We start from the raw sequence: 25,630 nt of genomic DNA on the forward strand, positions 1-25,630 counted from the left end.
GCAGCGTCGCTGAGGCTTCGCCGAGGTCTTGAAGCCTGAAAAACGCGTGCGCAGCCAGGCATTCCTGGATCGGCGCTCCATCGGCTCGTCGCACGCCGCCTCCATTGGTTTCCGTTATGGCGTCAAACCAATCCAGTATTGGAAATTACCCCAACTTTACCCCTACCTTGCACGCAATTCGACATGAAAGGGGCCGCATGGCAAACGGCAATTTACGCGCCGCCTCCCCGTTTTTTGCGCAGTGGGCTCTCGAAATTTGGTAACGACAAAGGATTGAATAGATGCCAGCCATAGCCGATCGCCTTCAGAACGTGACAGTGTCTGCGTCAGTCGCGATGACACAACGTGCTCGTGATCTCGCTACAAAGGGAACCAAGGTCATCGGGCTTTCGTCCGGCGAACCCGACTTTCCAACGCCCGCGCACGCTATCGGGGCGGCGCATGCAGCTGCGTTGGCCGGTGATACGAAATATCCACCGGTCGATGGGACGCCGGCGCTTAAGGCAGCCATCCAGCGAAAGTTCAAACGCGAGAACAATCTGCACTATGATTTGGACCAGATCCTTGTCGGCAACGGTGGAAAACAGGTGATCTTCAACGCGATCCTCGCCACCTGCAATCCGGGTGACGAGATCGTCATTCCTTCACCGTCCTGGATAAGTTACGCCGACATCGCAAAATTTGCCGGCGCAGTGCCCGTACCGGTCAACTGCCCACAGAGCAACGGGTTCAAGATAAGCCCCGAAGACCTCGAAGCTGCAATTACGCCCCGGACCAAATGGCTGCTGCTCAACTTCCCCAACAACCCAACGGGAGCTGCGTGTTCTCGCGAAGAAATGAAGACCATCGCGGACGTAATGCTGCGCTATCCGCATGTCTGGATCATGACGGACGATATGTACGAGCATCTCATCTATGATGACTTTGAGTTCTGCACGATCGCAGAGGTAGAGCCTCGCCTGTACGACCGTGTCTTGACTGTCAACGGCGCATCAAAAGCGTACGCAATGACCGGCTGGCGCCTGGGATATTGCGGTGGGCCACGTGATCTGATGAAGGCCATCAGCAACGTCAACACGCAGAACACGGCAGGCGTCTCGACGATCACCCAGGCTGCAGGGGTTGCCGTCTTGGATGGCCCCCAGGACATTCTGAAGGAGCGTGCATCAATCTATAAGAAGCGGCGCGATTTTGTCCTTGGCCGCTTGGCAGAAGTACCGGGTGTGCAGACACACAAGCCCGAGGGTGCGTTCTATATTTTTCCGAACATCGCTGGCCTTATTGGAAAAACAACCAAGGGCGGCCGGCTGATCAACAACGATACCGACTTTGTGATGGCGCTTATTGAGGAGCACCACGTTGCGACCGTGCAAGGGGCGGCCTACGGCATGAGCCCGTTCTTCAGGCTGTCTTATGCAACAAGCTTGGAGGCCCTTGATGAAGGTTGCACCCGCATCGCCGAATTCTGCTCGTCGATGACGTAATGCGTCAAAGCAGGTCAAAGAGAACGATTTGGGCGGCAGCAATGTTGCCCGAATTCCCTTAGGTGGGGAGTTCGACTGTCTTGAGGGTTTCGGTGAGCTCAACGAGCAACTGAGTGATCGCGAGCGCCGGTTCCGACAGCGGCGTTGTGTCGGAGAGGCAGAGCGAAAGCGTTTCTTCGATCTTCGGACTGGAAATGCGCCGAACCACCATCGGTTGCGTCGCCTCGGCCACAATGCGATTTGCGATCGCCTTCGGCACGATCGTTGCACCAAGCCCGGCGTCAACTGCACGTCCCAGGGTTTTGACCGCCTCGACTTCTGCAACAACGTTCAGGTTTGTCCTGCTCCTGCCAAATGCCACGTCGATCGCGCGTCGAACAAAGTTGTATGCGGGCGGTACGACAAAAGGAATTGTTTCCAGATTTGCGACCGCAATTGGCGGTTCCTCGCGTGAAATGCCAAGGGATTCGTTGGCAACAAAAACGAACTCCTCAGTTAGTAGAGGCTGGAATTTCACGCCTTTGATTGGTCCAGCGCCGTGGATCAGAGCCATCTCCAAGCGACCATTCATAATCATCTGGCTATACGGCTGGCTCACGCTCTCGGTGACATGCAGCAGAATCTGCGGATATCGCAGCTTCGCTTCCTCCAGCAGTTGAAGCGAAAGGGTTGCTGCGCTGCTGAACGGAGCCAGACCGACCGATACGCGACCGGACAAGATCGCTCCACCGGCACGCACATCTGCATATGCCTGGTCCATCTGGCGCAGAATGATCTGGGCATGGCGATAGAGCGCGCGACCAGCGTCGGTCAGGATCACACCCTGTTGGCTTCGTGTCAGCAGCTTTTCCTGAAAGTGCTCTTCGAGCGCCGCTAACTGCTGGCTAAGTGCCGGTTGCGCGATATGCAGTATGTCTGCCGCGCGCGTGATGCTTCCCATATCAACAATGGTGATGAACGACTTGAGACGGCGAGTATCCATTTATAGCAGCTGTTCCCATTCTTGCTCGCGACCATAGGGGGAAGGCACCGAATTTGAAAGAGTTTTGAGCGCGCCAAACGAGCCCTGATGACGTTCGCCATAGGCCCGAATGACCGGCCTCGATGTCTAAATTCGCGCAGCGCTACCTCGAAACGTGAATTGGCAGTTTCATATAAGCTATTGAACCAAAAACAATAATCTGGGCAGACGGCAGGGAGGCCTTGACCTTCATAAGACAGGCTTATCCCTCCAAAGATATTCAGCATTATCGCCCGCTGAAAAGGTTCGCTACCTTCCATTCAAAAGGAGCTTTCGATGTCATTTTCCGATTACAAAACTGCACTTGTTACCGGCGCGTCCTCTGGCATTGGTGCTGCTACTGTCGAACGTCTCTGCGCCGAAGGACTAGAAGTTCACGCGATTGCACGTAGCGAAGATGCGCTGAAAGAAGTTGCCGATCGCACCGGCTGCATCGCTCACAAAATCGATGTGACGGACCGCGCGGCGCTTTCTGCTCTCACAACACGCGTTCAATTTGACGTCCTCGTGAACAATGCTGGCGTCGACAAGCCGAAGAAGTTCCTTGAGGCTGACGATGGCGACATCGACCTCCTCGTCGACGTCAACCTTCGCGCTGTTCTGCATCTTTGCCGGCTGGTTGTGCCGGGTATGGTCGAAAGGGACCGCGGGCACGTTATCAATATTTCCTCGATCGCTGGCGCGTACAATTTCGGCGGCAATTCCTCATACCATGCCACCAAGGCCGGCGTGAGCATGTTGTCGAACCAACTTCGCATCGACGTGTTTGGCAAGCGCGTTCGGGTAACCGAAATCTGCCCCGGCCGCGTCGCCACCGATATCTTTGCCCATGTCCACGGTGATACGCCTGAGATCCGCGAACGGTTTCTCGATGGATTTGAACTGCCTGAGGCCAAGGACATTGCCGACGCGATTGCATTCGTCATCGCAGCGCCTGTTGCCGTCAACATCGGACACATGGAGATAACGCCTACTCTCCAGGTGATGGGCGGGCTGCAGACGGCAAAACCACAACATCCGTACTCCGGGACTGAAGGCCGTGGCTAACTTCGATCTCTTCGCAATTTTGGGCAATCCCGAATACCGATGGATGTTGATCCACGGCGTTCAAATGACGTTCATCGTTGCCATCGGATCATGGCTTCTGGCAATGACGCTGGCGCTTATCCTTCTTGCCTTGCGCTATTCACCCGGGCCGATCGGGAATGCGGTCGTCACTGCCTACGTATCCTATCACCGCAACGTTCCGACCCTCGTTCAGCTCATGCTCTGGTACTTCGGCATTTTCACGCTGATGCCGGAAACAGTCATGTATTGGCTGACCGACCATAATGCGGAGGCGATCTTTGCGGTTATCGGCCTTGGCCTTTGTCAGGCAGCCTATTTTAGCGAGGATCTTCGCTCTGGCCTGCGTGCTGTCAATCCAGGGCAAATGGAAGCCGCCCGGGCTTTGGGCCATGGATATATTTCCGCGATGCGGTTTGTCATGGTGCCACAGGGCGTCCGAAACGCACTTCCCTCGCTTATCAACCACAGCGTGTCTCTGTTCAAGAACAGCAGTTTGGCGATAGCGATCGGCGTTGCCGAGCTCACCTACGCGGTCAAGGAAATCGAGAACCTGACCTTCCGCACGTTTGAAAGCTACCTTCTCGCTTCCGTCCTGTATCTCTCATTCTCGCTGATCATCATGGGCTTTGGTGCCTATCTGACGTCGAGGGCAAGTCCGGTAAGGAGCGCACGCGTATGATCGGCGACATCATCAAGATTGTCCAGGACTACTGGCTCCTGCTTCTCATCGGCCAGTATCCGAACGGTCCGCTTGGCGGACTGGCGGCGACGATCCTGCTATCCGTGTCTGCGATCGCACTCGCTTTTCCAGTCAGCATCTTTCTGGCTCTCGCTCGACTGTCGAAGTTGCCGATCCTGAGCTGGCCCGTTACCGCGTTGGTCTATTTCACGCGCGGCGTGCCGCTCCTGATGCTCATCCTGTGGGGCTACTTCCTCGTTCCCCTTTTGACGGGGGCAAGTGTTCCCGCCTTCATGACAATGCTCGTCACGCTGGTCGTGTATCAGGGTGCATTTCTGAGCGAAGTGGTCAGAGGTGGTATCGTCGCGCTCGGGCAGGGCCAGATGGAAGCTGCTCGGGCACTTGGCCATAGCAACCTCAGCGCCATGCGTTACGTCATTCTACCGCAAGCCCTCTATAACGTTATCCCGAGCATCATCTCTGTCTTTGTTTCGACGATCAAGGATACGACGCTCGGATACGTGATCAATGTTCCCGATCTGACCTTCGCGGCAAGCCAGATCAACAATCAGCTTCTGACGCAGCCGTTCCAGGTCTTCTTCATCCTCGCCGCCGTCTACTACGCCATCTGCTGGTCGCTCACCCTGGTGGCCACAATGACCGAGCGTCACATTACCCGCAAACGCGCCGGGGCCAACATACCGATTGGCGCCAACGTTCTCAAACTCGAAGCACTTACGGATCAGCCGTCATGAACACTCCTGCGCAGTCCAGAAACTCGTCCATGATCCAACTCTCGGAGGTCCGGAAGAACTATGGCACGTACGAAGTCCTCAAGGGGATCAATGCTGAGGTCGGCCGAGGAGAGGTCGTCGTCATCTGCGGTCCGTCGGGGTCGGGCAAGTCGACGCTTATACGCACGGTGAACCGGCTCGAGGAGATCCAAAGCGGCTCGATCACGTGCGAGGGCAACAATATCCACCGCCAGATGGCGGCGAGGGAACTCAACCGGCTTCGCAGCCGCATTGGCTTCGTGTTCCAGAGCTTCAATCTGTTCCCGCATCTGTCTGCGATCGACAATATCGCGATGTCGCCAATCAGGGTGAAGGGGGTCGCTCGGGAGGAGGCCTATCGCAAAGCAACCCAACTGCTTGAGCGTGTGGGTCTTGCCGACAAGGCACAGATGTTCCCCGGCCAATTGTCGGGTGGTCAACAGCAGCGCGTCGCTATCGCCAGGGCGCTGGCAATGGAGCCGCCGGTCATGCTTTTCGACGAGCCGACGAGCGCGCTTGACCCGGAGATGGTCGGGGAGGTGCTCGCCGTCATGAAGAGCCTTGCCTCTGACGGCATGACCATGATGTGCGTGACGCACGAAATGGGCTTTGCCCGCGACGTCGCAGATCGCGTCTGGTTCATCGATGACGGCCAAATCATCGAAACCGCGCCACCGGAAGACTTTTTCTCAAACCCGCAGACCGGTCGGGCAAAGCGCTTCCTGAGCGACTTGCGGCACTAATTCCAGCTCAACCACCCGAGGAGAATACAAAAATGAAAATGAGGTCAATTGCGGTAATAGCGGCTGTTGCGGCGGGGGCACTCGCCGGATACGCGAACGCCGACGAACTCGCCGACATTACGGCAGCCAAGACTCTGCGTTGCGGAACTTTCGCCGACGTGCCCCCATTCGCTTCGCCGGACCCAAAGACCCGAGAAATGGTTGGCTTTGACGTCGATCTGTGCCGTGCAATCGCACGCGAGCTCGGCGTGAATGCAGAGATCAAGCCAGTCTCGGTCGAAGCACGAGTCCCGGAAGTCAAGCTCGGTCACGTCGACATCGCCGTCGCAAACCTTGCCTACACCCTAGGCCGTGCCGAACAGATCCAATTCAGTGACCCCTACTACCTCGCCAAGGAAATGCTGATCGTCAAGGCAAACGATCCCGGTCAGAAGAAGGCCGACTTCGAGGGCAAGCGTCTTGCGTCGACGAAGGGGTCGACGTCAGAACTTGCGATCCGTAAGAACAAGTCCGATGCATTGACGTTCCAGGACACGGGGTCGGCCTATCTTGCCGTCCAGCAGGGCAAGGCGCGCGGACTTGTGGCGAATACGATGACGACCACGAAGATCGTCAATGAGTCAAAGACGAAGGGCGCAGAGATGCGCATGATCGAGGAGCCGATGCTCTATCAACCGATTGGGGTTGGTATGAAGAAGGACGAGCCGGCCCTGACAACGAAGATCAACGAGATCCTCGTCAAGCTCGACACCTCCGGCGAGATCAATCAGATCTGGGACAAGTGGCTCGGCCCGAACACTGAGTACAAGATGACTCGGAAAGACAAGGTCGTGCCGATCGGTGAACTGAAGTTCGAGCCGATCCCCTAAACTTCTATGTCCCAGGAGGATACGCGATGCGGCTCGCCAATGAACGGGCCGCATCAACATGCCCCACATTTATGGCCTTTGATGGCTGAAGCCTCTGTGCTGAAGCCTCTAATATGACAAGCATGCAAGGCGCACACGCCCCAGGAGGAATCCAATGATCAAGCTCAAACAAAAGATCGATCGACCGACGAAAGAAGAGATTGCTGCGATCTCAAGGTTTTCACCCGCAACTTTGCACGAAGCTCAGGGGCGCAGAGGGGCGCTTTCATCGCGGCTGAAGCCGATAGACTACCGTATGAAGCTGTGCGGTCCGGCTTTCACGGTCAAGTGCGCACCTCGCGACAACATTATGCTGCAGGTGGCGATCAACTACGCTCAGCCGGGCGACATCATTGTGGTGTCGGCGGGCGAGTATGAAGAAGCAGGCTCGTTCGGAGACGTATTGGCAAATGCATGTCTCGCCAAGGGAATTGGTGGCCTCGTCACGGATACCGGCGTGCGCGACTCTCTGCAGCTTCGAGAGCTTGGCTTTCCGGTGTTTTCTCTCAGCGTCTGTATCAAGGGCACCGTAAAGGAGACCCTCGGCGCCACGAACGATCCTGTCATGGTTGGCGACGAGATGATCTATCCCGGTGATATCATTGTTGGCGACGCCGATGGGCTGGTCGTTGTCCGAAAGTCTGAAGCACGCGAAGTTGCCAAGTTGGCGCAGGCACGGGAAGACGCGGAGGTGGGCTACATTGCCGCCTACAAATCCGGGAAGTCGGTCGTCGAAGTCAGCAACCTAGAAGGTGTACTCAGGGCGAAGGGCCTTGTCGTCGAGGATTGAGCGTCACGGCCCGCCAGCTCGTCCGGGCGACGGCTGCATATGACGAAGGAGAGTAACACAATGAGTTTTCCGCTTTTCGATCTTAGCGGCAGGCGCGCACTGGTGACGGGCTCGTCGCAAGGTATCGGTTTGGCGCTCGCAAGCGGGCTTGCCCAGCATGGCGCATCCGTCGTGCTGAATGGGCGCGATACGTCAAAACTGGAGGCGACCGCAAGAGCGCTGCGAGGTGCTGGTTACGATGTTGCTGTGGGCGTATTTGACGTTACCGACGCTTCTGCGGTCAAACGCGGCGTCGACGAAATCGAGGCCGCCATTGGTCCAATCGATATTCTCGTCAACAATGCCGGCATGCAGTTCCGCACACCGCTGGAGGACTTCCCAGCCGAGCGCTGGGAGCAGTTGCTGAAGACCAACGTCTCCAGCGTCTTTTATGTCGGCCAGGCCGTCGCCCGCCACATGATCAAGCGCGGTGCGGGGAAAATCATCAACATCGCCTCGGTGCAGAGCGAGCTCGCCCGCCCGGGTATCGCGCCCTACACGGCCACCAAGGGCGCGGTGAAGAACCTGACCCGCGGCATGTGCGCCGATTGGGCGAAGTACGGCATCCAGATCAACGCGATTGCACCGGGCTACTTCAAGACACCGCTCAATCAGGCCCTCGTCGATAACGCGGAATTCTCCTCCTGGCTTGAGAAGCGCACGCCGGCCGCCCGCTGGGGCGACGTCGACGAGCTGATCGGTGCAGCGGTTTTCCTTTCCGGAAAGGGATCATCCTTTGTCAACGGACACACTCTCTATGTCGACGGCGGCATCACCACCTGCCTCTAGTTTATCTCGTCATATTGGGCCGGTCGTGGTCATGGGCGTATCGGGTTGCGGCAAGACCTCGGTCGGCAAATTGATCGCCTCCTATCTCGGCCACAGGTTCATCGAGGGCGATAGCCGGCACCCGGCGGCCAATGTCGAGAAAATGACCGCGGGCGTCGCTTTGTCGGATGACGACCGTTGGCCGTGGCTGGAGACGCTGGCGGCCGAGCTTGCAGCCGCAGATGACACCGTGATCTCGTGCTCGGCCTTGAAGAAGTCCTACCGCGATCTTTTCAGAGACAGGGCTGGCAAGCCGATCACCTTCGTATTCCTGCAGGGGACGAGAACGACACTGGCGTCCCGGATGAACAGCCGCAAGGGTCACTACATGCCGCCCTCCCTGTTGGACAGTCAGCTTGCCACCCTGGAGCTGCCGACCAGGGAAGGGGATGTCGTGACGATCGAGATCGACCAACCGCTGGAGCGGATCGTCTCCCTGGCAATGACAAAACTCGCGTTCATGGCGACCCGCCAACGCATGCAATCGAGGTAATGGAGGACAGAATATTGAAACCCGAAATCCTCCTGGTCGGACCGTACCCGGAATGGGACATGGTGGAGCTGGAAAAGACCTATCACGTTCATAAACTCTACGAAGCATCTGATACAGTCGCATTTTTTCGGAATCATGGCGGGAACATCCGTGCCGTGGCGACGCGCGGTGAACTCGGTGCTCCGGCATCCTTGATCGGCAACCTTCCGAAGCTCGAGGTCGTCTCCGTCTACGGCGTCGGCTACGATGCTGTCGATCTGGCTGCCTGCCGCGAGAAGGGCATCAGGGTCACGAACACACCCGACGTCTTGACCAACGACGTGGCCGATCTCGGTATCGCGATGATGCTGACGCAATCACGTGGGATGATTGGGGCGGAGCGCTGGGTCAAGGATGGAAGCTGGGCAGCCAAAGGCCTCTATCCCCTGCGCCGGCGTGTGTGGGGCCGCAAGGCCGGCGTTCTCGGACTTGGTCGTATCGGCTTCGAGGTCGCCAAGCGCCTTCGTGGCTTCGACATGGATATTGCCTATAGCGACGTAACCGAAAAGTCCTATGCCGACGGCATGACCTATATCGCCGACCCGGTGGCGCTCGCTGAGCGCTCGGACTTCCTGTTCGTCACGCTTTCCGCCTCAGCCGCCACCCGGCACATCGTCTCGCGCGACGTCATTAAAGCCCTCGGTGCGGAGGGAATGTTGATCAACATCTCTCGGGCATCCAACATCGATGAAGACGCCCTGCTCGACGCGCTTGAAACGGGCGTGCTCGGATCGGCCGCCCTCGACGTCTTCGAGGGGGAGCCGAAGCTCAACCCGCGGTTCCTTGCCCTCGACAATGTCCTACTTCAGCCGCACCATGCGTCCGGTACTGTCGAAACCCGCAAGGCCATGGGACAGCTTGTCCGTAACAATCTCGCCGCGCACTTTTCCAATGCGCCGCTTTTGACCCCCGTCGTTTGAGGTGACCGAATGAAAGCCGTCGTAATCCATGCCGCCAAGGATCTGCGCATCGAAGATCGAGAGCCGGAGGCTGTCGGCCGGGGGCAGGTCGAGGTTGCCATCGAGGCTGGGGGCATCTGCGGGTCCGACCTGCACTACTATCATCATGGTGGTTTCGGCACGGTGCGTGTGCGCGAGCCGATGATCCTCGGTCACGAGGTCGCGGGGACTGTCAAGACTGTCGGCGAGGGGGTGTCGGATCTGGCGATCGGCGATCGCGTCGCCGTCTCCCCCAGCCGCCCGTGCAATGCCTGTGACTACTGCCTGCATGGACAGCAAAATCACTGTCTCAACATGCGCTTCTACGGCAGCGCGATGCCGATGCCGCACATCCAGGGCGCCTTCCGCCAGCGGCTCGTGGCCGAGGCGTGGCAGTGCCACAAGGTTGGCGATGAGGTCTCGATCAACGAAGCGGCCTTTGCCGAGCCGTTGGCGGTCACTTTGCACGCGGTTGTTCGCGCCGGTTCGCTCGCCGGCAAGCGTGTACTGGTTACCGGCTGCGGCCCGATTGGGGCTCTCGCCATCATCGCCGCACGCGCTAACGGAGCGCGCGAAATCGTCGCCACCGACGTCATGGACGCCGTGCTTCGCAAAGCGGGCGAGGTGGGGGCCGATCGCACCATCAACGTCGCAACCGCGTCGGAAGAGCTCGCAAGCTACGCTGCCAACAAGTGCTACTTCGATATCCACTTCGAGGCGTCCGGCAACGCCAGTGCAGTCCGCTCCGGCCTTGAGGTCCTCAAGCCTCGCTCGATATTGGTTCAGCTCGGGCTCGGTGGAGATGTCTCGATCCCGCAGAACATGGTTGTTGCCAAGGAGATCGAGATGAAGGGCACCTTCCGCTTCCATGAGGAATTCGGTGTTGCCGTCGACTTGATCAACCGACGACGGGTTGATCTCTCTCCTCTCTTGAGCGGCATTTACCCCTTGAAAGACGCTGTCGCCGCATTTGAAGCCGCCGGAGATCGCAGCAGGTCGATGAAGATCCAGCTGGCGTTCTAGTCAACAGCTTTGACGGACCGACGGAGACATTCCGATGCGAAGCCCTTCCCCCGGCCGGCCCAATGTGGACATCAGGGTATTAGGCTGACGGAATAGTTTCATCATGCTACCTTTCACCAAGCGTAGGAGAAGCGTGGTGGCCGGTGATCAATCGAGTGGGACCTCCCAAGACGACCTGAAGAAGCGACTTGCCCAGGCCGAGCGCGATCGCGGCGCTGCTGAAAAGCGCCCTTTATTTCCCACCTGGAGAGCAAAAGAAGATCAGTCATGGTTAAGCTAGTCTTGGTAGCGTTGGACCTGATCATAAGCGGTCTCACCATTGGGTCAGCTCACGCGTTTCCGGCAATTACCCCGCCCGAGATCAACCCGCCCCAGCAAGCGGAACCCGTGCAGTGGCGTGACCGGGACGGCGGCTCCTACGGCGGTTACGGTGTGATTGTAGGCGGCGCGTTAACGCCGCCGCACTACGGTCCATACCGTGCCGCATATTACGACTCTTCTTACGGATATCAGCGTCGGCAATATAGCTATTATCGGCCGTATCGCGAGTATGAACCGTCGGTCGCCTATGAAGGTGGCAGCCATGTGAGTTGGTGCTATGGGCGCTATCGTACGTACAGGGCATTCGACAATACTTTCCAGCCCTACTACGGCCCCCGTCGCGAATGTGTCGGACCCTATAGATGGCGCTAACCGTCTGGCTACCGCGCTGCGGGCAGAGGATTGGCGTCGAGACCCTCACGAATACCGACCGACGTCAAACCGCCTTCAGCCTATCGAGCAAAGGTTTCGTGATAACGTTGAACAGCTTGGGATCGTCCAGCGCCCGCGCTGTCAACATCGCCCCGTGAACTGTCGCCATGAATAATTGGGCTTCGTCATCGGGCTTTTTGGTAAGCTGGAATACGCCCTGGTCTGCCCCTGACTTCAAAACGGCACTCAACCAAAGAGCCAACCTCTGGAAATGCCCACGCACTCTTGAGGCTATCTCCTCTGGCAATATCGCCATCTCGCCGGCGAGCATCGCGCACACGCAAATTGGTGCCGATGCGTCCTGGATGCATTGCTGCCAGTAGCTGAGATACGCATTCAGTCGCTCTAGTGGGTTCGGCAAGCTTTCGTCCAGAGCCTTGAGGCCTTCTGAAGCTTGCATACGGTATCGATCGACGAGAACCACGACTAGTTCGTTCTTGGTTGGGAAATGATGATGGATGCTTGCCTTCCGGATTCCAACGGCACCCGCGATATCGGCGTAGCTAAAGCCATTGTAGCCGCCCCTTACGATGAGGGATTGCGCGATGTCCAAGATCTTGTTCGAAGTCGAAGGTATTGTCTCCATATCCCCACCTACCTATTGATAGGAAGGCTGTCAAGTTTCCCAAAAGCTGGGATCGCTTGACAGTGCATGCAGACATACCTACTAGAAGGTAGGCAAATGAAACGGAGCGAGCTATGACCAACCAAAAATCCGCGCAGTCCAACTGGCTGCGATCCTACTACTACGTGCGAGCAGCCTTCTCGATCGTTTGGGTAGCTGTCGCCATTCTCTCCGCCTCCAACCCGATTCTGACTTCTGTCCTACTTGTAATCTATCCTGCGTGGGACGCCGTCGCGAACGTCGTCGATGCCCGCTCGAACGGCGGCTTCAAAGCAAACAGCTCGCAAACCCTCAATATCTTCGTCAGCACGGTTACGACGGCTGCTGTGATCTTGGCCGCTACGAAAAGCACCTTTGCCGTCTTGGCCGTGTTTGGTGTTTGGGCGATTCTGTCCGGCGTACTCCAACTGATGACCGGTGTCAGCCGGCGGCGCGACCATGGTGCGCAGTGGGCCATGATTCTAAGCGGAGGCCAGTCCTGCCTGGCTGGCGGTTTCATGATCACCCAATCGCTCGGTGGAACGCCGCCGTCAATTCTCGACATCACCCCATATGCGGGATTTGGTGCTTTCTATTTCTTGATCTCCGCAATCTGGTTGGCGGTGTCCGCTCGTCGGAAAGCGACAGCCGCGGTTTGACCTGCGAGCAGTCCAGCCTAACGCGATGGCGCTTGGTTGACTGAGGACCAGCGCTGTCGCGGTTACCCATCCGCTGGGGGCCTGAAACGCTCCCTATATTCCCGAACGCCAAGATAAGGACGCGGGAAGCCGCAGCGGCGATCCTTCTGTGTCCAGACAATCCGAGTATCATTGCTGTTTCGATTGCCTGCACTACACGGCCTGCTCGCGCATCGATGAAGGCTACCGTTGGCGTCGGGTCTTCGCGAAGAACGCTTCACACCATCGCAGTTTCGGCGCTTGTCCCGTGCTCGAAAAGTTGAGGCTATGGCTCAGTGGCTTCACTCGAATTATCGAGACCCCGTTCACGAGACCTCTTACAACGGCCGTGAGGGTGGCGAACTGTGGAATAACGGCGGCCCTTACGACGCCGACGAAGAGCTTGCCGGCGAGTGGTTTACGTCATAATAGGAATACATCCCTATTATGTATTTGGGACAGATTTTGGCGTTGGGACATATTGCGTGGTTTCCTACATGCAGTATCAGACGAGTGCCAGGCGCAGACAGGTAGATCCGCCAAGGACGATTTCAATGTCTCCAGGCGTGACGAGTTCGATCGCGCCACAGAGCGTGCCTGTTGTGACAAGGGCGCCGGCCTTGAGCGACGTATTCGGTCGCATACCATCGTTGGCATACTCCAAAAGCCACGTCAGTACGTCTCCCTTCGGATGCTGAGCGGGCGCGTCGTAGATCGGCTTGCCGTTGAACGTCACCTTGAGAGGCGTGCCGCTTGCCGTGTCGACGGCCGGCTTTTCCACACGGGGACCGAGCACATATCCGCTGTTCCCAAGCCGATCAGCCAGGAACAGGAGGAAGGAGATCTTGCCGCTCTCCTCGATGGCACTGGCTAGAAGTTCCGCACCGAGGTGAACCGCTTCGATCGCATCGACGATGTCGGCGCGGCTATAGCTGCCCTCGCGGCGGACCGGCAGGTCCCGACCGAGGCGCACGGCGATTTCCGCCTCCAACTTGGTGCCCCGCTGCCAGGGAATCTGTGCTCCAGATTCCGCTTGCACGAAGGGATGCAGGGGCGCTGTCACCGCCTGCCCATCGGGCGAGACGGTTACCTTCCAGGCGTTGCTCGCAATGGCCTCATCAGCGGCAAGAAAATTCTGCGCGTCCATTGCGTGCCTGAGATCGGCAGGCAGGGCAAATTCCGCCGTCGGCGCCTGGCTTTGCGAACGGCGCAGGCCGTGTAGTTTTGCGGCTAGTGCACGCGGATCAAAGGGGGCGGCGGCTGAAGCTGCCATGAGGTCTCCTCCATTTTGCTTTGAGTCGCGAGCCTATCGCTAACCCTAAGATGGGGCGAGGGGCCTTGATGGAAAGATTGCTATGCAATCGCTGCATGCCAAGCCTGGCGGTAGGCGTCGAGCCCGGGGATGGTGCTCGGAGCTATGTGACGCTCGCTGGCGGCAGGCGGTTGGATGCCGCTCAGCAGCGCGGCGCCCTGGCTCGTGCCGGTCGATCCGGGGGTGGCGATGACATCACGGCTGGTGAGCGCCGCAAGCAGCATTAGGTAGGAATCGTTGAGTGCAAAAGGGCCTTCGACGATTACCGGGCCTTGCGCACCGATCAGATCGAGGCAGGCCTGGTTCATCAATGCGAGATAGAGGCACAGCGCCGCGTAACGCTCTTCAGCCGTCGCGCCCTGCGTGTTGACCCAGCGGGCGCTTTTGCCGGGGAACGGTCCGGAGCCGGGCACAACATTCGGAAGCAGCATCAGGCCTTTCACGATGACCTGCTCGATTGCTGTGGCAACCACTTCCTTGTCAACATGTCCGATCTCGCCGGAGACTACTTCAAATTCGCGTCCGCCCATGAAACGGGAGGAGGGAACGGCACGCCCATAGGCATCGACATTGGCAAGTGTGTCGCGCTTGGGATCGAGATGATCGAGGTCTCCACCGACCCCGAAATTGATCACCCACGTGCCTGTCGAGACAACGGCAAACGGTGCTGTGCGATCGATCAGATGTGGCAGAAGCGACGCGTTGGAATCGTGAATGCCACAATAGACAGGGATCTCACGGGTGAAACCGATCGCTTCGGCGATGTCTGGCAGAACCGGCCCGAGCGGATCGAAGGCGGAGCGGATCGGCGCCATGAGATCGCGGACGCCAAGTGTGTCGACAAGCGAGGAGTAGCGGCCGTCACGCGGGTTCCAGAGGTCGGTGTGGCAGCCGAGCGAGGTTACCTCGTTCGAAACGATACCGGTCAGTCGCGCCGTCCAGTATTGCGGATAGGTGAGGATCGTTACCACCTTGGCAAAGTCAGCGGGGAAGGCGGTCTTCTGGTAGTGCAGCTGCGCACCGATATTCAGGCCCATGTTCTGGTGCGGCGAAAAGGTTTCCTCGAAGGGGGGGCGCAGTCGCGCATAGGCATCGCGAATGTGGGCGGGATATTCGTGCTCGTAGTCGAGCACCGGCATGACCAAATTGCCAGCCCTATCGAGAAGCGCCGCCGACGCCCCATGGGTGGTGATCGAGATGGCGTCGAAACCGGGCTCCTTGGCGAAGGAGCGAAGGGCGTCCAACGTGAAGGACCAGAGATTATCGATGTCGTAGTGTGGATAGAAACCGTCCTTCAGGACCGTGTTCGGGGTCCTCGCCACTGCGACCTCGACGCCCGTCACGCTGTCCAGGATCACCACTTTGGCATTGGTCTTGCCGATATCGAGAACGGCGATGCGGCTGTAGTTCGGCGTCATGGCATATGAAAGACGGTGACGAGGTCACTCTGGACGGGAGAATTGTCCGGGTTGGTTGCCATGATGTCTGCCATATGCGCCCACCACTTCTTCATGACAGGATGATCGGGCAGGCTTGCCATCGTATGATCGGCGGGACGTGTCAGAACGCCGAACAGCGTGTTCGTTTCCCGGTCGAGATGAATCGAGTAGTCGCTGGCGCCAGATTGGTGCAGCAGCTCGACCAGTTCCGGCCAGATTTCGTCATGCCGCTTCCTGTACTCGGCTTCCATGCCTGGGTTGAGCGTCATCTTGAAGGCGTGTTTTTCGAGCGTCATTTGGTACCCGTTCATTTCGAGCTCAGGGCTTTGATGCGGCGCGCGATAATCGGGATGGCGATCGTGATAATGAGCAGCAGACCGATGAAGATCGACATGACGATGCCCGGCACGTTGAGAAGTCCGAGGCCGAAGGTGACGAGGCCCATGACGAAGGCGGCGATGACGACGCCGCCAATCTTGCCGGAGCCGCCGAGGATCGAGACGCCGCCGAGGACGACCATCGTGACGACTTCGAGCTCCCATCCCTGCGCGATCGATGGGCGGGTGGAGCCGAGGCGCGAGGTCAGGCAAACGGCAGCGACACCACTCATGACGCCGGTCAGGACGAAGAGAATGAATTTCACGCGCTCGACGGGAATCCCCGAGAAGCGGGCCGCGAAGTCATTGTTGCCGATCGTGTAGACCTGCCGGCCGAAATTCGTGGCATGCAGCAGGATTGCAAATGCGATCGCCAGCGCGATGAAGAGCACGAATTCGAAAGAGAAAACCCAGAACACATAGCCTTGGCCGAAAAAGGCAAAATCCTCCGGATAGCCGCCATAGGCCTGGTCGCCGAGGACGATGTAGGAGATGCCGCGGAACAGGCTCATCGTGCCGATCGTGACGACGATCGACGGCAGCTTCATGACGGAGACTAGGAAACCGTTGAACATGCCGCAGAGCAGGCCGACGCCGATGCCGATCAGCACGAGGCCGGGCGCCCCCACACCGACTTGCGCTGCCGCTCCCATAGCTGTCGAGGCAAGGGCGATGATGGCGGCAACCGAAAGGTCGATCTCGCCAGCAATGACGAGCAGCGCCATGGCAAAGGCGATCATTGCCTTTTCGGTAAAGTTAAAGGTCGCGTCCGACAGGTTCCAGGCATCAAGGAAGTAGGGTGATGCCAGCGAATTGAAAATGAAGATCAGGACGGCGACACCGAAGAGCAGGACTTCCCAGCTCGACATGATGCGCTTGAACGGCGTGCCGAGACGATCGGGGATGACGCGCTTTTCGCTCGGGGTGGAAACGACGGTGCTCATGCTGCCACCTCTGCTGGGCTCTCTGCTGCGGCCTTGTCGCGCAGGATGATGCGGCCGCGATTGCGCTCGCGCCTTGCGTTGAAGACGACGGCGAGAATGATGACGGTGCCCGAGATCGCCATCTGCGTGAAAGGCGAAATCCCGATGACGGGCAAAGCATTCTTGATGACGCCCAAAAAGAGGGCGCCAAGCACCGTCCCGATGACGGAGCCGACGCCACCGGCAATCGAGATGCCGCCGATGACGCAGGCAGCCACGCTGTCCAGTTCAAATCCGCTGGCGATATCAACATAGGCGACGGCGTAGCGCGAGACCCAAAGATAGCTTGCGAGACCGGCAAGTGCACCTGACAACACGAAGGCGAGGAACTTCGTCCAGCCGACATCGATGCCGGCATACACGGCGGCCGTCGCATTGCCCCCGGCAGCGTAGGTCGAGCGACCGAACTGGGTATACTTCAAGAGCATGTAGATTATCGCGACGATGATGATCGCAGCCCAACTGAGGACTGGCATGCCGAGGATGACTGTGCGCGGAACATTGAGGAAGATCGGCGTCATCTGATGGGCGTTCACCCACTCACCGCCCGACAGCACGAAGGCCATGCCTCGATAGATGGTCAGGGTTCCGAGCGTGACAACGATCGGTGGGATCTCTAGCGCCCAGACGAGAAATCCGTTGATCGCGCCGAGAAAGGCGCCGATCAGGATTGCCGCAAGGATGAGCACGATAAGAGGCAAGTCCGGGTAGGCGGCATTCATCATTGCAATCGCCATTCCGGTAAAGGCAAGGTTTGCAGCAACGGACAGGTCGATCGACTTGGTCAGAATAACGGTCATCTGGGCGAGTGCGAGGATGATCAGGATCGACGTGTCGTTGAAGATCGCAGCCAGGTTGCCGGGTGTCGCGAAATCCTGGGCTCGTGTTGCGAAGATCGCGACCATGACCGCGATAATGACGAAGAGCAGGGTTTCGCGTTTTTTCAGGAGTCTGGACATTCCGATTACCTCAAGCATTTCCCGTTGCGGCGCGAACCAGCGTTTCCGGGGTCAGATCCTTGCGTTCGAAGAGGCCGGCCATCAGGCCCTCCTTCATCACGAGGACCCGGTCGGACATTCCGATGATCTCGGGCAGCTCCGACGAGATCATGATGATCGATAGACCCTCGGCTGCGAGTTCGCTGATGAACCCGTGCACGGCGGCCTTAGACCCGATGTCGATGCCCTTGGTCGGTTCATCGAGAATGATCACCTTGGGCTTCGTTGCCAGCCATTTGCCGATAACGACTTTCTGCTGGTTGCCGCCCGACAACGTCCCGACGGGAACGGAGAGTGCTGCGGCGCGCAGATCGAGGCGCTCGGCATATTTGCGCGCCAGGGCAAATTCATTGGCCGCCTTCAGGAAGCCCTTGCGCGATGTGCGTGCGAGCGAGGGCAGCGTCATGTTCTGGTAGATCGGCATCGGCAGAGCCAAGCCGTGGCGGCCGCGCTCTTCGGGCACGTAGACGATCCCGGCGCCGATAGCGTCGAGCGGGGAGTGGATTGCAAGCTCTTGACCTTCCAGCCTCAACTTGCCGGATGCAGGCTTGGTGATGCCGAAGAGTGACTGGCAGAGCTCGGAGCGACCGGCGCCGATCAGTCCGTAAACACCGAGGATCTCACCCTTGCGAAGGGTGAACGAGATGTCGCGAAACTCGGTCCGGTGACAGTATTTCTCGACCTGAAGCACCGGGCCGCCGATGGCCACGTCGATCTTCGGGAATGCATTTTCCACATCGCGGCCGACCATGAGCCGGACGATGTCGTCTTGTGGTGTCTCCTTGAGTTGGCCGTGGCCAACCGCACGACCGTCGCGGAAAACCACGAAGTTGTCGGCGATCTCGTAAAGCTCGTCAAACTTGTGGCTGATAAAAAGGATCGCCTTGCCCTGTGCCTTCAGGCCCTCGACGATACGAAAGAGATCGTCGATTTCCTTGCGCGAAAGTGCTGCGGTCGGCTCGTCCATGATGACGATGCGCGCTTCGATGGAGAGCGCGCGGGCGATGGCGACGAGATGGCGCTGAGCAATCGAGAGATCCTTGAGGCGGATCGTCGGATCGATATTGCTTTCAAGCGAATGCAGCAATTCCTTCGAGCGACTGTTCATCAATTTCCAGTCGATCGTACGAAATCTCGTGCGCGGTGCATGGCCAAGGAAAATGTTTTCGCCAACCGTCAGTTCATCAAAAAGCACGGTTTCCTGATGGATGGCCGTGACGCCGACGTCGATGGCAGCCTGCGCATTGGCGAAGGTTATCAGTTTACCGTCGACGATGATCTCGCCTTCGTTCGGCCGATAGATACCGGTCAGGATCTTGACAAGCGTCGATTTGCCGGCGCCATTTTCGCCGATCAGGGCGGTCACTTTGCCAGGATAGAGCGCGATGCTGACATTATCGAGCGCCTTCACGCCGGGGAAGATCTGCGAAATGCCACGCATTTCCAGAATGGCGGCGTCGGCGGTCTTGAAGCCTGCGACGGGTTGTTGAAGGGCAGTGTTCATCAGCGGTTACCGGTGTCGAATTGGGAGGTCCCGGCGGCTTTAGCCGCCGGGTTCTGTTTCTGGAGCGAGATCAGGCTCAGAAGACCTTCGAGAACTGGTCGATGTTCGACGCATTGTAGACGAAGGGATCTGCCATTGCAGCTTCGCCGTTGTCGCCGATCTTGATCTTACCCATGCGGCCGGCCTCGATTTCGGTGCCCGGCTTGCCGGTCGCGTCACCCTTGACGAGGTGATAGGCGATCTGCGTTGCGGAGTAGCCGAGGTCGATCGGGTTCCAGATGGCGAATTCCTTCGTCGCACCCGACTTGATCGCACCAGCCATCTCCGAGGGCAGGCCGAGGCCCGTCACGTAGACCTTACCGACGAGGCCCTTGTCTTCGACAACCTTGGAAGCGGCCAGAACACCGACCGTCGTCGGAGCAACGATGACCTTGACGTTCGGGTTCGACTTCAAAAGGGCTTCGGCCTCACGATAGGACTTGTCCGAAAGGTCGTCGCCGTAAACCGTGGTGACGAGGTTGAGGCCGGGGAAGTCCTTGAGCTGCTTTTTCATCTGGTCGATCCAGATGTTCTGGTTGGTCGAGGTCGTCGTGGCCGACAGGATTGCAAAGTCGCCCTTGCCGCCTTCGAGGTGGTCCTTGGCGAGCGTCAGGCACATCTTGCCGATCAGTTCGTTGGACGACGGGTTCAGCTGCAGGATGCGGCCGTCCTTGTTGACGCCAGAATCCCAGGAGATGACCTTGATGCCGCGTTGCTTGGCCTTCTTCAGCGCCGGGATAACAGCATCCGGATCGTTGGCGGAGATGGCGATGGCGTCAACACCTTGAGCGATCAGCGAGTTGATGACTTCGATCTGGCCTTCGGCCGTCGTCGAGGTCGGGCCGGTGTAGATCACTTCCACGCCGCCGAGTTCCTTGGCTGCTTCCTGCGCGCCCTTGTTGGCGGCTTCGAAGAAACCGTTTCCGAGCGACTTTACCACGAGACCAATCTTGACGTCCTTGGCGCTTGCGGCGCCGGCCATCATGGCGACGGCAAACGCCACGCCGATTGCGAGTGTCTTTGCAAGTTTCATGCTTTCCTCCCACGTTGATAAGACTTGACTACATCCTGCCGGCGCTACTCATGCGACGGACGAGGAATCCTCCTTCGATTGCGAGACTGCGACGCTCGCAATGACGAGCTTGATGCCCGCATCTTCGATCATTCGCACCGACTCCTCTGGAATGCCGTCGTCGGTGATGATCGTCGAAACGCGGTCGAGCCGGCACAGAATGAGGCTCGACCGGCGGTGAAACTTGCTGGAATCGACCATGACGACCAACTCATCGGCCTGGTGCATGAGCTTCTGTTCGCTTTGAATGATTTGGGCGTCGGCTTCCATGATGCCCAGCGGACCGACGCCCTGGGCGCCGATGAAGAAGCGGCGGGCGTAAAAATTGCGGATCGCGTCATTGTCGAAGGGCGACAGGATCAGGCTCTGCTCGCGATAAATCACGCCGCCGGGGACCGTTACGGTATTCTTCGAGTGCTTGACCAGATGCTCGGCGATGGCAAACGAGTTGGTCATGACCTGCATGCGATGGGCGGCCATGAAATGCACCATTTGGAAGGTGGTCGTCCCACCATTGATGATGATGGCATCGCCTGGATCGCACAGGTCGACGGCTGCCCGCGCGATCGAGCGCTTTTTATCGATATTGACTGATTCCGAAACCCGGAAGGGCCGTCCGGCGAGATTGCCGAGCTGCGGCGGGTGAACCGCCTCGGCGCCGCCCCGGACACGCCGGATCTTCCCCTGCACATGAAGGGCCGCGATATCACGCCGGATCGTCGCCTCGGAAGCCTCGGTCAATTCGGAAATATCCTGAACAGTGACGACCGACTTTTCCTGAACGGCGCTCAATATGATGCGATGGCGTTCGCGTTCGTGCATGGGGTTCCTCCTAGCTTGCTTATTTCGCAGTTGTGAGAATGTGTCAATCAAAAACGATCAAGAATTTGCATATTGCACTGCACAATAAGCGAGTTTGATCGTTTTTGATTGACAACGCGTATTTTGATGAGCGATACCGTCAGCGCAAGAGACGCGGTTTTCGTTTCGCGTCTTCAAGAAATTTCTTTATGGGAGGATGACATGGCGGCAACCGTCCGGCTTCTTGATAACCGTTGGGACGATGCTTACGCTGCTGGCCTCGATGAGCCCGGCAAGCTGCTGTATCGCTCGAACTTGCTCGGCGCCGACAAGCGCATCACCAACTATGGCGGCGGCAACACCTCTGCCAAGGTCACGGAAACCGATCCGCTGACCGGCGAGAAGGTCAAGATCCTGTGGGTAAAGGGTTCCGGCGGCGACGTCGGGACCATCAAGCTCGACGGCTTTGCGACGCTCTACCAAGACAAGCTCGATTCCCTGAAGGGGATCTACAAGGGCGTCGAAGACGAAGACCGCATGGTCGGCTTCCTGCCGCACTGCACCTACAATCTTAACAGCCGTGCCGCCTCGATCGACACCCCTTTACATGGTTTCGTGCCTTTCACCCATGTCGACCACATGCACCCGGATGCGATCATCGCGATCGCCGCCTCCAAGAATTCCAAGGAACTGACCAGGCAGATCTTCGGCGACGCGATTGGCTGGCTGCCGTGGCGCCGACCAGGCTTCCAGCTCGGCCTCGACCTCGAGGCCTTTGTCAAGGCAAATCCGAATGCCAAGGGCGTCGTCCTCGAAAGCCACGGTCTCTTCACCTGGGCAGACGATGCCAAGACCTGCTATGAACTGACGCTTGCCGTCATCAACAAGGCAATTACCTGGTTTGCAGAACAGACCGAAGGCAAGACAATCTTCGGCGGCGTCGCCACGCAGAGCCTGCCGTTGGAAGAGCGTCGCGCCATCGCCGCACGCCTGATGCCTGAGATCCGCGGGCGTATCGGCAAAGCGGAGCGCAAGCTCGGTCATTTCGACGATCAGGATGCCGTGCTCGAATTCGCCAACTCGAAGAACCTGCGTCCGCTCGGTGCGCTTGGCACGAGTTGCCCGGACCACTTCCTGCGCACCAAGATCCGCCCGCTGATCGTCGATTTCGATCCGGCAAAGCCGGATGTCGACGCTGTCATTGCATCGCTCGACAAGGCGCTTGAGGACTACCGCGCTGACTACGCGCGTTACTATAACGACTGCAAGCACGACAACTCGCCGGCCATGCGTGATGCCAATCCGGTCATCTTCCTTGTTCCGGGCGTCGGCATGCTTTCCTTTGCACGCGACAAGGCCACGGCGCGCATCGCAAGCGAGTTCTACGTCAATGCCATCAACGTGATGCGCGGCGCGTCGACCGTTTCCGAATATCAGGGCCTGCCTGAACAGGAAGCCTTCGATATCGAGTACTGGCTGCTCGAGGAGGCCAAGCTGCAGCGCATGCCGAAGCCGAAGAGCCTTGCCGGTCGCGTTGCCTTCGTCACCGGTGGCGCCGGCGGCATCGGCCGCGCAACAGCGGCCCGCTTGATCGGCGAGGGCGCCTGCGTGGTTCTGGCTGATATCGACCAGGCGGCCCTCGACGGCACGCAGGCCGATTTTGCCAAGCAGTTCGGCACCGATGCCGTTCGCGGCGTCAAGCTTGACGTCACCAAGGAAGACGCGGTGATCTCGTCCTTCGCCGAAGCCTGTGTCGAGTTCGGCGGTGTGGATATCCTCGTTTCCAACGCGGGTATCGCTTCGTCCGCGCCGATCGAAACCACCGAGCTTTCGATGTGGAACAAGAACATCGACATTCTGGCCACCGGATATTTCCTGGTATCGCGTGAAGCCTTCCGCCTGTTCCGCAAGCAGGATCTCGGCGGCAACGTCGTGTTCGTCGCCTCCAAGAACGGTCTCGCCTCTTCGCCGAACGCGGCAGCCTATTGCACCGCAAAGGCTGCGGAAATCCATCTGGCCCGTTGCCTGGCGCTCGAGGGCGCAGAAGCAGGCATCCGCGTCAACACCGTCAACCCGGATGCCGTTTTGCGCGGTTCGAAGATCTGGAGCGGTGAGTGGCGCGAACAGCGTGCAGCGTCGTCGAAGATCGAAATCAACGAGCTGGAGGAGCACTACCGCAAGCGCTCGATGCTGAAGCTCAACGTCTTCCCGGAAGATATCGCAGAGGCGATCTACTTCCTGGCGTCCGATCTTTCGGCCAAGTCCACCGGCAACATCATCAACGTCGATGCCGGCAACGCGCAGAGCTTCCCGCGCTAAGTTGAGTTAGGCGGCGGGCGCCTTGCCCGCCGTATCCCATCCACATTCTCGGGAGGAATTTCATGGCCGAGTCCAAGATCGCGCAGGATGTCATTGCGCAGGAAAACGACAAGCGCGCTGATGCGCTGAAATCAGACTATGAGGCGCTCGGCGCCAATCTGGCCCGCCGCGGCATCGACATCGAGACGGTCACCGCGAAGGTATCGGAATTCTTCGTCGCTGTACCCTCGTGGGGTGTTGGAACGGGCGGCACTCGCTTTGCCCGCTTTCCCGGCACCGGCGAACCGCGCGGCATTTTCGACAAGCTCGACGACTGCTCCGTCATCAATGAGTTGACGCGTGCGACACCGAACGTGTCGCTGCACATTCCGTGGGACAAGGCCGACGCCAAGGAGCTCAGGGCGAAGGGCGATGCGCTTGGCCTCGGCTTCGACGCGATGAACTCCAATACCTTCTCGGATGCACCCGGCCAGAAGCATTCCTACAAGTATGGCTCGCTCAGCCACACCGATGCGGCAACGCGCGCGCAGGCCGTCGAACACAATCTCGAATGCATCGAGATCGGCAAGGCAATCGGTTCCAAGGCGCTGACAGTCTGGGTCGGCGATGGCTCGAATTTCCCCGGTCAGAGCAACTTCACCAAGGCGTTCGAACGCTATCTCGCCTCGATGGGCGACATCTACAAGGCGCTGCCGGATGGCTGGAAACTGTTTTCCGAGCACAAGATGTACGAGCCGGCCTTCTACTCCACGGTCGTCCAGGATTGGGGCACCAACTACCTGATCGCCCAGACCCTTGGACCCAAGGCGCAGTGCTTGGTCGACCTCGGCCATCATGCGCCCAATACCAATATCGAGATGATCGTCGCCCGTCTCATTCAGTTCGGAAAGCTCGGCGGCTTCCATTTCAACGATTCCAAATATGGTGACGACGATCTCGACGCTGGTGCGATCGAACCCTACCGCCTGTTCCTCGTCTTCAACGAACTTGTCGATGCAGAGCAGCGCGGCGTCAACGATTTTAATCCGGCGCACATGATCGACCAGTCGCACAACGTCACCGACCCGATCGAAAGCCTGATCAACAGCGCCAATGAGATCCGCCGTGCCTATGCACAGGCTCTCCTCGTCGACCGCAAGGCGCTTGCCGGCTACCAGGACGAAAATGACGCGCTGATGGCGACAGAGACGCTGAAGCGCGCCTACCGCGCCGACGTTGAGCCAATCCTTGCCGAAGCCCGCCGCCGCGCCGGTGGCGCAATCGATCCCGTCGCGACCTATCGTGTCAGCGGCTACCGCAGGAAGGTCGCCGCCGAACGCCCGGTATCGGCCGCCGGCGGCGGTGGCATTATCTGATCCCTTAGCCTCCCAAGGCTGCTTTGTCGGGCCGCTGTCCTAGGGATAGCGGCCCGATCGTGCCTTACGGCTTCCATTCGCCGGCGATCTGGCGGGTGGCGACGTTCAGCCTGTTCCAGACGTTGATATTGGCGATCGCGATGACGAGGGCTGCCATGCTCTTGCCGTCGAAATGCCGCGTGGCCTCGTCCCAGATGTCGTCCGGCACGGGGTCGGTACGATCGCTGACACGGGTGACCGCCTCGGTCAGCGCAAGGGCTGCCCGCTCGGCAGGCGTGAAATACGGTGTGTCGCGCCAGGCGCTGACGGCAAACAGGCGCTCGTCGGTCTCGCCTGCTTTCTTGGCGATGCGTGGATGCCCGTCGATGCAGACACTGCAGCCGTTGATCTGGCTGGCGCGCAGATTGACGAGTTCCAAAAGGATTGGCGACAGACCTGATTTGGCCGGCAATGTGCCGAGGGCGTGCAGCGCCTGCATCGCTTCGGGAATGACGACGGCTGGGTTTCCCATTCTCGCTTGCATCATATGTCTCCTTGATATGTTGTCGAAATGACGCCGCCGGCGGTGTCG

The 25,630-nt window shown here is 58.8% G+C and carries 26 protein-coding genes; 15 read left to right on the plus strand and 11 right to left on the minus strand.

Annotation, left to right across the window (positions count from 1 at the left end; genetic code table 11):
* Window positions 1–281 precede the first annotated feature (281 nt).
* Entirely contained in the window at window positions 282–1,484 is a 1,203-nt protein-coding gene (locus tag BSG20_RS22325) for a pyridoxal phosphate-dependent aminotransferase (RefSeq protein ID WP_072378484.1), read from the plus strand.
* A 58-nt stretch (window positions 1,485–1,542) separates the two neighbouring features.
* Here BSG20_RS22325 and BSG20_RS22330 read toward each other — a convergent pair whose 3' ends face one another.
* Window positions 1,543–2,466 carry a LysR substrate-binding domain-containing protein gene (locus tag BSG20_RS22330; protein ID WP_072378483.1) on the minus strand — a complete coding sequence of 308 codons (924 nt, stop codon included), beginning with the start codon at window positions 2,464–2,466 and terminating at the stop codon, window positions 1,543–1,545.
* Between the two features lie 315 nt (window positions 2,467–2,781).
* On the opposite strand from BSG20_RS22330, the gene BSG20_RS22335 reads away from it, so the two are divergent.
* The 11 genes from BSG20_RS22335 (at window position 2,782) to BSG20_RS22385 (ending at window position 11,519) form a co-directional block, all read left to right on the plus strand.
* Window positions 2,782–3,552: an SDR family oxidoreductase gene (locus BSG20_RS22335; protein WP_072378482.1), complete on the plus strand. Its 771-nt coding sequence runs from the start codon at window positions 2,782–2,784 to the stop codon at window positions 3,550–3,552.
* Window positions 3,545–4,252, plus strand: coding sequence for an amino acid ABC transporter permease (locus BSG20_RS22340; protein WP_072378481.1), 708 nt, complete (start codon window positions 3,545–3,547; stop codon window positions 4,250–4,252). The genes BSG20_RS22335 and BSG20_RS22340 overlap by 8 nt, the downstream gene beginning before the upstream one ends.
* Window positions 4,249–5,007 carry an amino acid ABC transporter permease gene (locus BSG20_RS22345; RefSeq protein ID WP_072378480.1) on the plus strand — a complete coding sequence of 253 codons (759 nt, stop codon included), beginning with the start codon at window positions 4,249–4,251 and terminating at the stop codon, window positions 5,005–5,007. The genes BSG20_RS22340 and BSG20_RS22345 overlap by 4 nt, the downstream gene beginning before the upstream one ends.
* Window positions 5,004–5,768, plus strand: coding sequence for an amino acid ABC transporter ATP-binding protein (locus tag BSG20_RS22350; RefSeq protein ID WP_047517698.1), 765 nt, complete (start codon window positions 5,004–5,006; stop codon window positions 5,766–5,768). Before BSG20_RS22345 ends, BSG20_RS22350 begins: the two co-directional genes overlap by 4 nt.
* Window positions 5,769–5,800: 32 nt before the next feature.
* Window positions 5,801–6,637, plus strand: coding sequence for an ABC transporter substrate-binding protein (locus tag BSG20_RS22355; protein WP_072378479.1), 837 nt, complete (start codon window positions 5,801–5,803; stop codon window positions 6,635–6,637).
* 154 nt (window positions 6,638–6,791) lie between these two features.
* The gene (locus tag BSG20_RS22360; protein ID WP_072378478.1) at window positions 6,792–7,466 is read left to right on the plus strand and encodes a 4-carboxy-4-hydroxy-2-oxoadipate aldolase/oxaloacetate decarboxylase; all 675 of its coding nucleotides are present in this window, start codon (window positions 6,792–6,794) and stop codon (window positions 7,464–7,466) included.
* Window positions 7,467–7,526: 60 nt separating this feature from the next.
* The gene (locus BSG20_RS22365) at window positions 7,527–8,294 is read left to right on the plus strand and encodes an SDR family oxidoreductase (protein ID WP_072378477.1); all 768 of its coding nucleotides are present in this window, start codon (window positions 7,527–7,529) and stop codon (window positions 8,292–8,294) included.
* Window positions 8,295–8,325: 31 nt separating this feature from the next.
* Window positions 8,326–8,826, plus strand: a complete 501-nt coding sequence (locus BSG20_RS22370) for a gluconokinase (RefSeq protein ID WP_244541381.1) — start codon at window positions 8,326–8,328, stop codon at window positions 8,824–8,826.
* 11 nt (window positions 8,827–8,837) lie between these two features.
* Window positions 8,838–9,785, plus strand: a complete 948-nt coding sequence (locus tag BSG20_RS22375) for a 2-hydroxyacid dehydrogenase (protein ID WP_072378522.1) — start codon at window positions 8,838–8,840, stop codon at window positions 9,783–9,785.
* 9 nt (window positions 9,786–9,794) lie between these two features.
* On the plus strand, window positions 9,795–10,826 hold the full coding sequence (locus tag BSG20_RS22380; protein WP_072378475.1) for an L-idonate 5-dehydrogenase: 1,032 nt from the start codon (window positions 9,795–9,797) through the stop codon (window positions 10,824–10,826).
* A 267-nt stretch (window positions 10,827–11,093) separates the two neighbouring features.
* On the plus strand, window positions 11,094–11,519 hold the full coding sequence (locus BSG20_RS22385) for a BA14K family protein (RefSeq protein ID WP_072378474.1): 426 nt from the start codon (window positions 11,094–11,096) through the stop codon (window positions 11,517–11,519).
* 64 nt (window positions 11,520–11,583) lie between these two features.
* Here the strand turns inward: BSG20_RS22385 and BSG20_RS22390 are convergent, their stop codons facing one another.
* A complete protein-coding gene (locus tag BSG20_RS22390) occupies window positions 11,584–12,165 on the minus strand; it encodes a TetR/AcrR family transcriptional regulator (RefSeq protein ID WP_072378473.1) in 582 nt (193 codons plus the stop codon).
* 113 nt (window positions 12,166–12,278) lie between these two features.
* Here BSG20_RS22390 and BSG20_RS22395 point away from each other — a divergent pair, with 113 nt between their 5' ends.
* Window positions 12,279–12,842, plus strand: coding sequence for a DUF308 domain-containing protein (locus BSG20_RS22395; RefSeq protein ID WP_072378472.1), 564 nt, complete (start codon window positions 12,279–12,281; stop codon window positions 12,840–12,842).
* A gap of 523 nt (window positions 12,843–13,365) precedes the next feature.
* On the opposite strand, the gene BSG20_RS22400 is transcribed toward BSG20_RS22395, so the two are convergent.
* The 8 genes from BSG20_RS22400 to BSG20_RS22435 all read right to left on the minus strand — a co-directional run bounded on the left by BSG20_RS22400 (window position 13,366) and on the right by BSG20_RS22435 (window position 21,406).
* Window positions 13,366–14,133 carry a fumarylacetoacetate hydrolase family protein gene (locus BSG20_RS22400; protein WP_072378471.1) on the minus strand — a complete coding sequence of 256 codons (768 nt, stop codon included), beginning with the start codon at window positions 14,131–14,133 and terminating at the stop codon, window positions 13,366–13,368.
* 80 nt (window positions 14,134–14,213) lie between these two features.
* The gene (locus BSG20_RS22405) at window positions 14,214–15,590 is read right to left on the minus strand and encodes an FGGY-family carbohydrate kinase (RefSeq protein ID WP_072378470.1); all 1,377 of its coding nucleotides are present in this window, start codon (window positions 15,588–15,590) and stop codon (window positions 14,214–14,216) included.
* On the minus strand, window positions 15,587–15,907 hold the full coding sequence (gene rhaM, locus BSG20_RS22410; RefSeq protein ID WP_072378520.1) for an L-rhamnose mutarotase: 321 nt from the start codon (window positions 15,905–15,907) through the stop codon (window positions 15,587–15,589). Before rhaM ends, BSG20_RS22405 begins: the two co-directional genes overlap by 4 nt.
* An 11-nt stretch (window positions 15,908–15,918) precedes the next feature.
* Entirely contained in the window at window positions 15,919–16,932 is a 1,014-nt protein-coding gene (locus BSG20_RS22415; RefSeq protein WP_072378469.1) for an ABC transporter permease, read from the minus strand.
* Window positions 16,929–17,930, minus strand: coding sequence for an ABC transporter permease (locus tag BSG20_RS22420; protein WP_072378518.1), 1,002 nt, complete (start codon window positions 17,928–17,930; stop codon window positions 16,929–16,931). The genes BSG20_RS22415 and BSG20_RS22420 overlap by 4 nt, the downstream gene beginning before the upstream one ends.
* Window positions 17,931–17,940: 10 nt before the next feature.
* Window positions 17,941–19,473 (minus strand): sugar ABC transporter ATP-binding protein, encoded by a 1,533-nt coding sequence (locus BSG20_RS22425; RefSeq protein WP_072378468.1) that lies wholly within the window; start codon window positions 19,471–19,473, stop codon window positions 17,941–17,943.
* 76 nt (window positions 19,474–19,549) lie between these two features.
* Window positions 19,550–20,545 carry a rhamnose ABC transporter substrate-binding protein gene (gene rhaS, locus BSG20_RS22430; RefSeq protein WP_072378467.1) on the minus strand — a complete coding sequence of 332 codons (996 nt, stop codon included), beginning with the start codon at window positions 20,543–20,545 and terminating at the stop codon, window positions 19,550–19,552.
* A 48-nt stretch (window positions 20,546–20,593) separates the two neighbouring features.
* Window positions 20,594–21,406: a DeoR/GlpR family DNA-binding transcription regulator gene (locus BSG20_RS22435; RefSeq protein ID WP_037123224.1), complete on the minus strand. Its 813-nt coding sequence runs from the start codon at window positions 21,404–21,406 to the stop codon at window positions 20,594–20,596.
* 201 nt (window positions 21,407–21,607) lie between these two features.
* Between BSG20_RS22435 and BSG20_RS22440 the strand changes: the two genes are divergently transcribed.
* The gene (locus tag BSG20_RS22440) at window positions 21,608–23,704 is read left to right on the plus strand and encodes a bifunctional rhamnulose-1-phosphate aldolase/short-chain dehydrogenase (RefSeq protein WP_072378466.1); all 2,097 of its coding nucleotides are present in this window, start codon (window positions 21,608–21,610) and stop codon (window positions 23,702–23,704) included.
* Window positions 23,705–23,766: 62 nt separating this feature from the next.
* Window positions 23,767–25,059, plus strand: coding sequence for an L-rhamnose catabolism isomerase (rhaI, locus tag BSG20_RS22445; protein ID WP_072378465.1), 1,293 nt, complete (start codon window positions 23,767–23,769; stop codon window positions 25,057–25,059).
* A gap of 64 nt (window positions 25,060–25,123) precedes the next feature.
* On the opposite strand, the gene BSG20_RS22450 is transcribed toward rhaI, so the two are convergent.
* Window positions 25,124–25,582, minus strand: coding sequence for a carboxymuconolactone decarboxylase family protein (locus BSG20_RS22450; protein ID WP_072378517.1), 459 nt, complete (start codon window positions 25,580–25,582; stop codon window positions 25,124–25,126).
* Window positions 25,583–25,630: the final 48 nt, after the last annotated feature.

It is taken from the genome of Rhizobium tibeticum, assembly GCF_900110205.1.
Taxonomy (GTDB): Bacteria; Pseudomonadota; Alphaproteobacteria; order Rhizobiales; family Rhizobiaceae; genus Rhizobium; species Rhizobium tibeticum.

Coding starts and splice junctions, on each gene's coding strand:
- BSG20_RS22325 (WP_072378484.1), top strand. CDS start 282: ATGCCAGCCATAGCCGATCGCCTTCAGAACGTGACAGTGTCTGCGTCA.
- BSG20_RS22330 (WP_072378483.1), bottom strand. CDS start 2,466: ATGGATACTCGCCGTCTCAAGTCGTTCATCACCATTGTTGATATGGGA.
- BSG20_RS22335 (WP_072378482.1), top strand. CDS start 2,782: ATGTCATTTTCCGATTACAAAACTGCACTTGTTACCGGCGCGTCCTCT.
- BSG20_RS22345 (WP_072378480.1), top strand. CDS start 4,249: ATGATCGGCGACATCATCAAGATTGTCCAGGACTACTGGCTCCTGCTT.
- BSG20_RS22350 (WP_047517698.1), top strand. CDS start 5,004: ATGAACACTCCTGCGCAGTCCAGAAACTCGTCCATGATCCAACTCTCG.
- BSG20_RS22355 (WP_072378479.1), top strand. CDS start 5,801: ATGAAAATGAGGTCAATTGCGGTAATAGCGGCTGTTGCGGCGGGGGCA.
- BSG20_RS22360 (WP_072378478.1), top strand. CDS start 6,792: ATGATCAAGCTCAAACAAAAGATCGATCGACCGACGAAAGAAGAGATT.
- BSG20_RS22365 (WP_072378477.1), top strand. CDS start 7,527: ATGAGTTTTCCGCTTTTCGATCTTAGCGGCAGGCGCGCACTGGTGACG.
- BSG20_RS22370 (WP_244541381.1), top strand. CDS start 8,326: ATGGGCGTATCGGGTTGCGGCAAGACCTCGGTCGGCAAATTGATCGCC.
- BSG20_RS22380 (WP_072378475.1), top strand. CDS start 9,795: ATGAAAGCCGTCGTAATCCATGCCGCCAAGGATCTGCGCATCGAAGAT.
- BSG20_RS22385 (WP_072378474.1), top strand. CDS start 11,094: ATGGTTAAGCTAGTCTTGGTAGCGTTGGACCTGATCATAAGCGGTCTC.
- BSG20_RS22390 (WP_072378473.1), bottom strand. CDS start 12,165: ATGGAGACAATACCTTCGACTTCGAACAAGATCTTGGACATCGCGCAA.
- BSG20_RS22395 (WP_072378472.1), top strand. CDS start 12,279: ATGACCAACCAAAAATCCGCGCAGTCCAACTGGCTGCGATCCTACTAC.
- BSG20_RS22400 (WP_072378471.1), bottom strand. CDS start 14,133: ATGGCAGCTTCAGCCGCCGCCCCCTTTGATCCGCGTGCACTAGCCGCA.
- BSG20_RS22405 (WP_072378470.1), bottom strand. CDS start 15,590: ATGACGCCGAACTACAGCCGCATCGCCGTTCTCGATATCGGCAAGACC.
- rhaM (WP_072378520.1), bottom strand. CDS start 15,907: ATGACGCTCGAAAAACACGCCTTCAAGATGACGCTCAACCCAGGCATG.
- BSG20_RS22415 (WP_072378469.1), bottom strand. CDS start 16,932: ATGAGCACCGTCGTTTCCACCCCGAGCGAAAAGCGCGTCATCCCCGAT.
- BSG20_RS22420 (WP_072378518.1), bottom strand. CDS start 17,930: ATGTCCAGACTCCTGAAAAAACGCGAAACCCTGCTCTTCGTCATTATC.
- BSG20_RS22425 (WP_072378468.1), bottom strand. CDS start 19,473: ATGAACACTGCCCTTCAACAACCCGTCGCAGGCTTCAAGACCGCCGAC.
- rhaS (WP_072378467.1), bottom strand. CDS start 20,545: ATGAAACTTGCAAAGACACTCGCAATCGGCGTGGCGTTTGCCGTCGCC.
- BSG20_RS22435 (WP_037123224.1), bottom strand. CDS start 21,406: ATGCACGAACGCGAACGCCATCGCATCATATTGAGCGCCGTTCAGGAA.
- BSG20_RS22440 (WP_072378466.1), top strand. CDS start 21,608: ATGGCGGCAACCGTCCGGCTTCTTGATAACCGTTGGGACGATGCTTAC.
- rhaI (WP_072378465.1), top strand. CDS start 23,767: ATGGCCGAGTCCAAGATCGCGCAGGATGTCATTGCGCAGGAAAACGAC.
- BSG20_RS22450 (WP_072378517.1), bottom strand. CDS start 25,582: ATGCAAGCGAGAATGGGAAACCCAGCCGTCGTCATTCCCGAAGCGATG.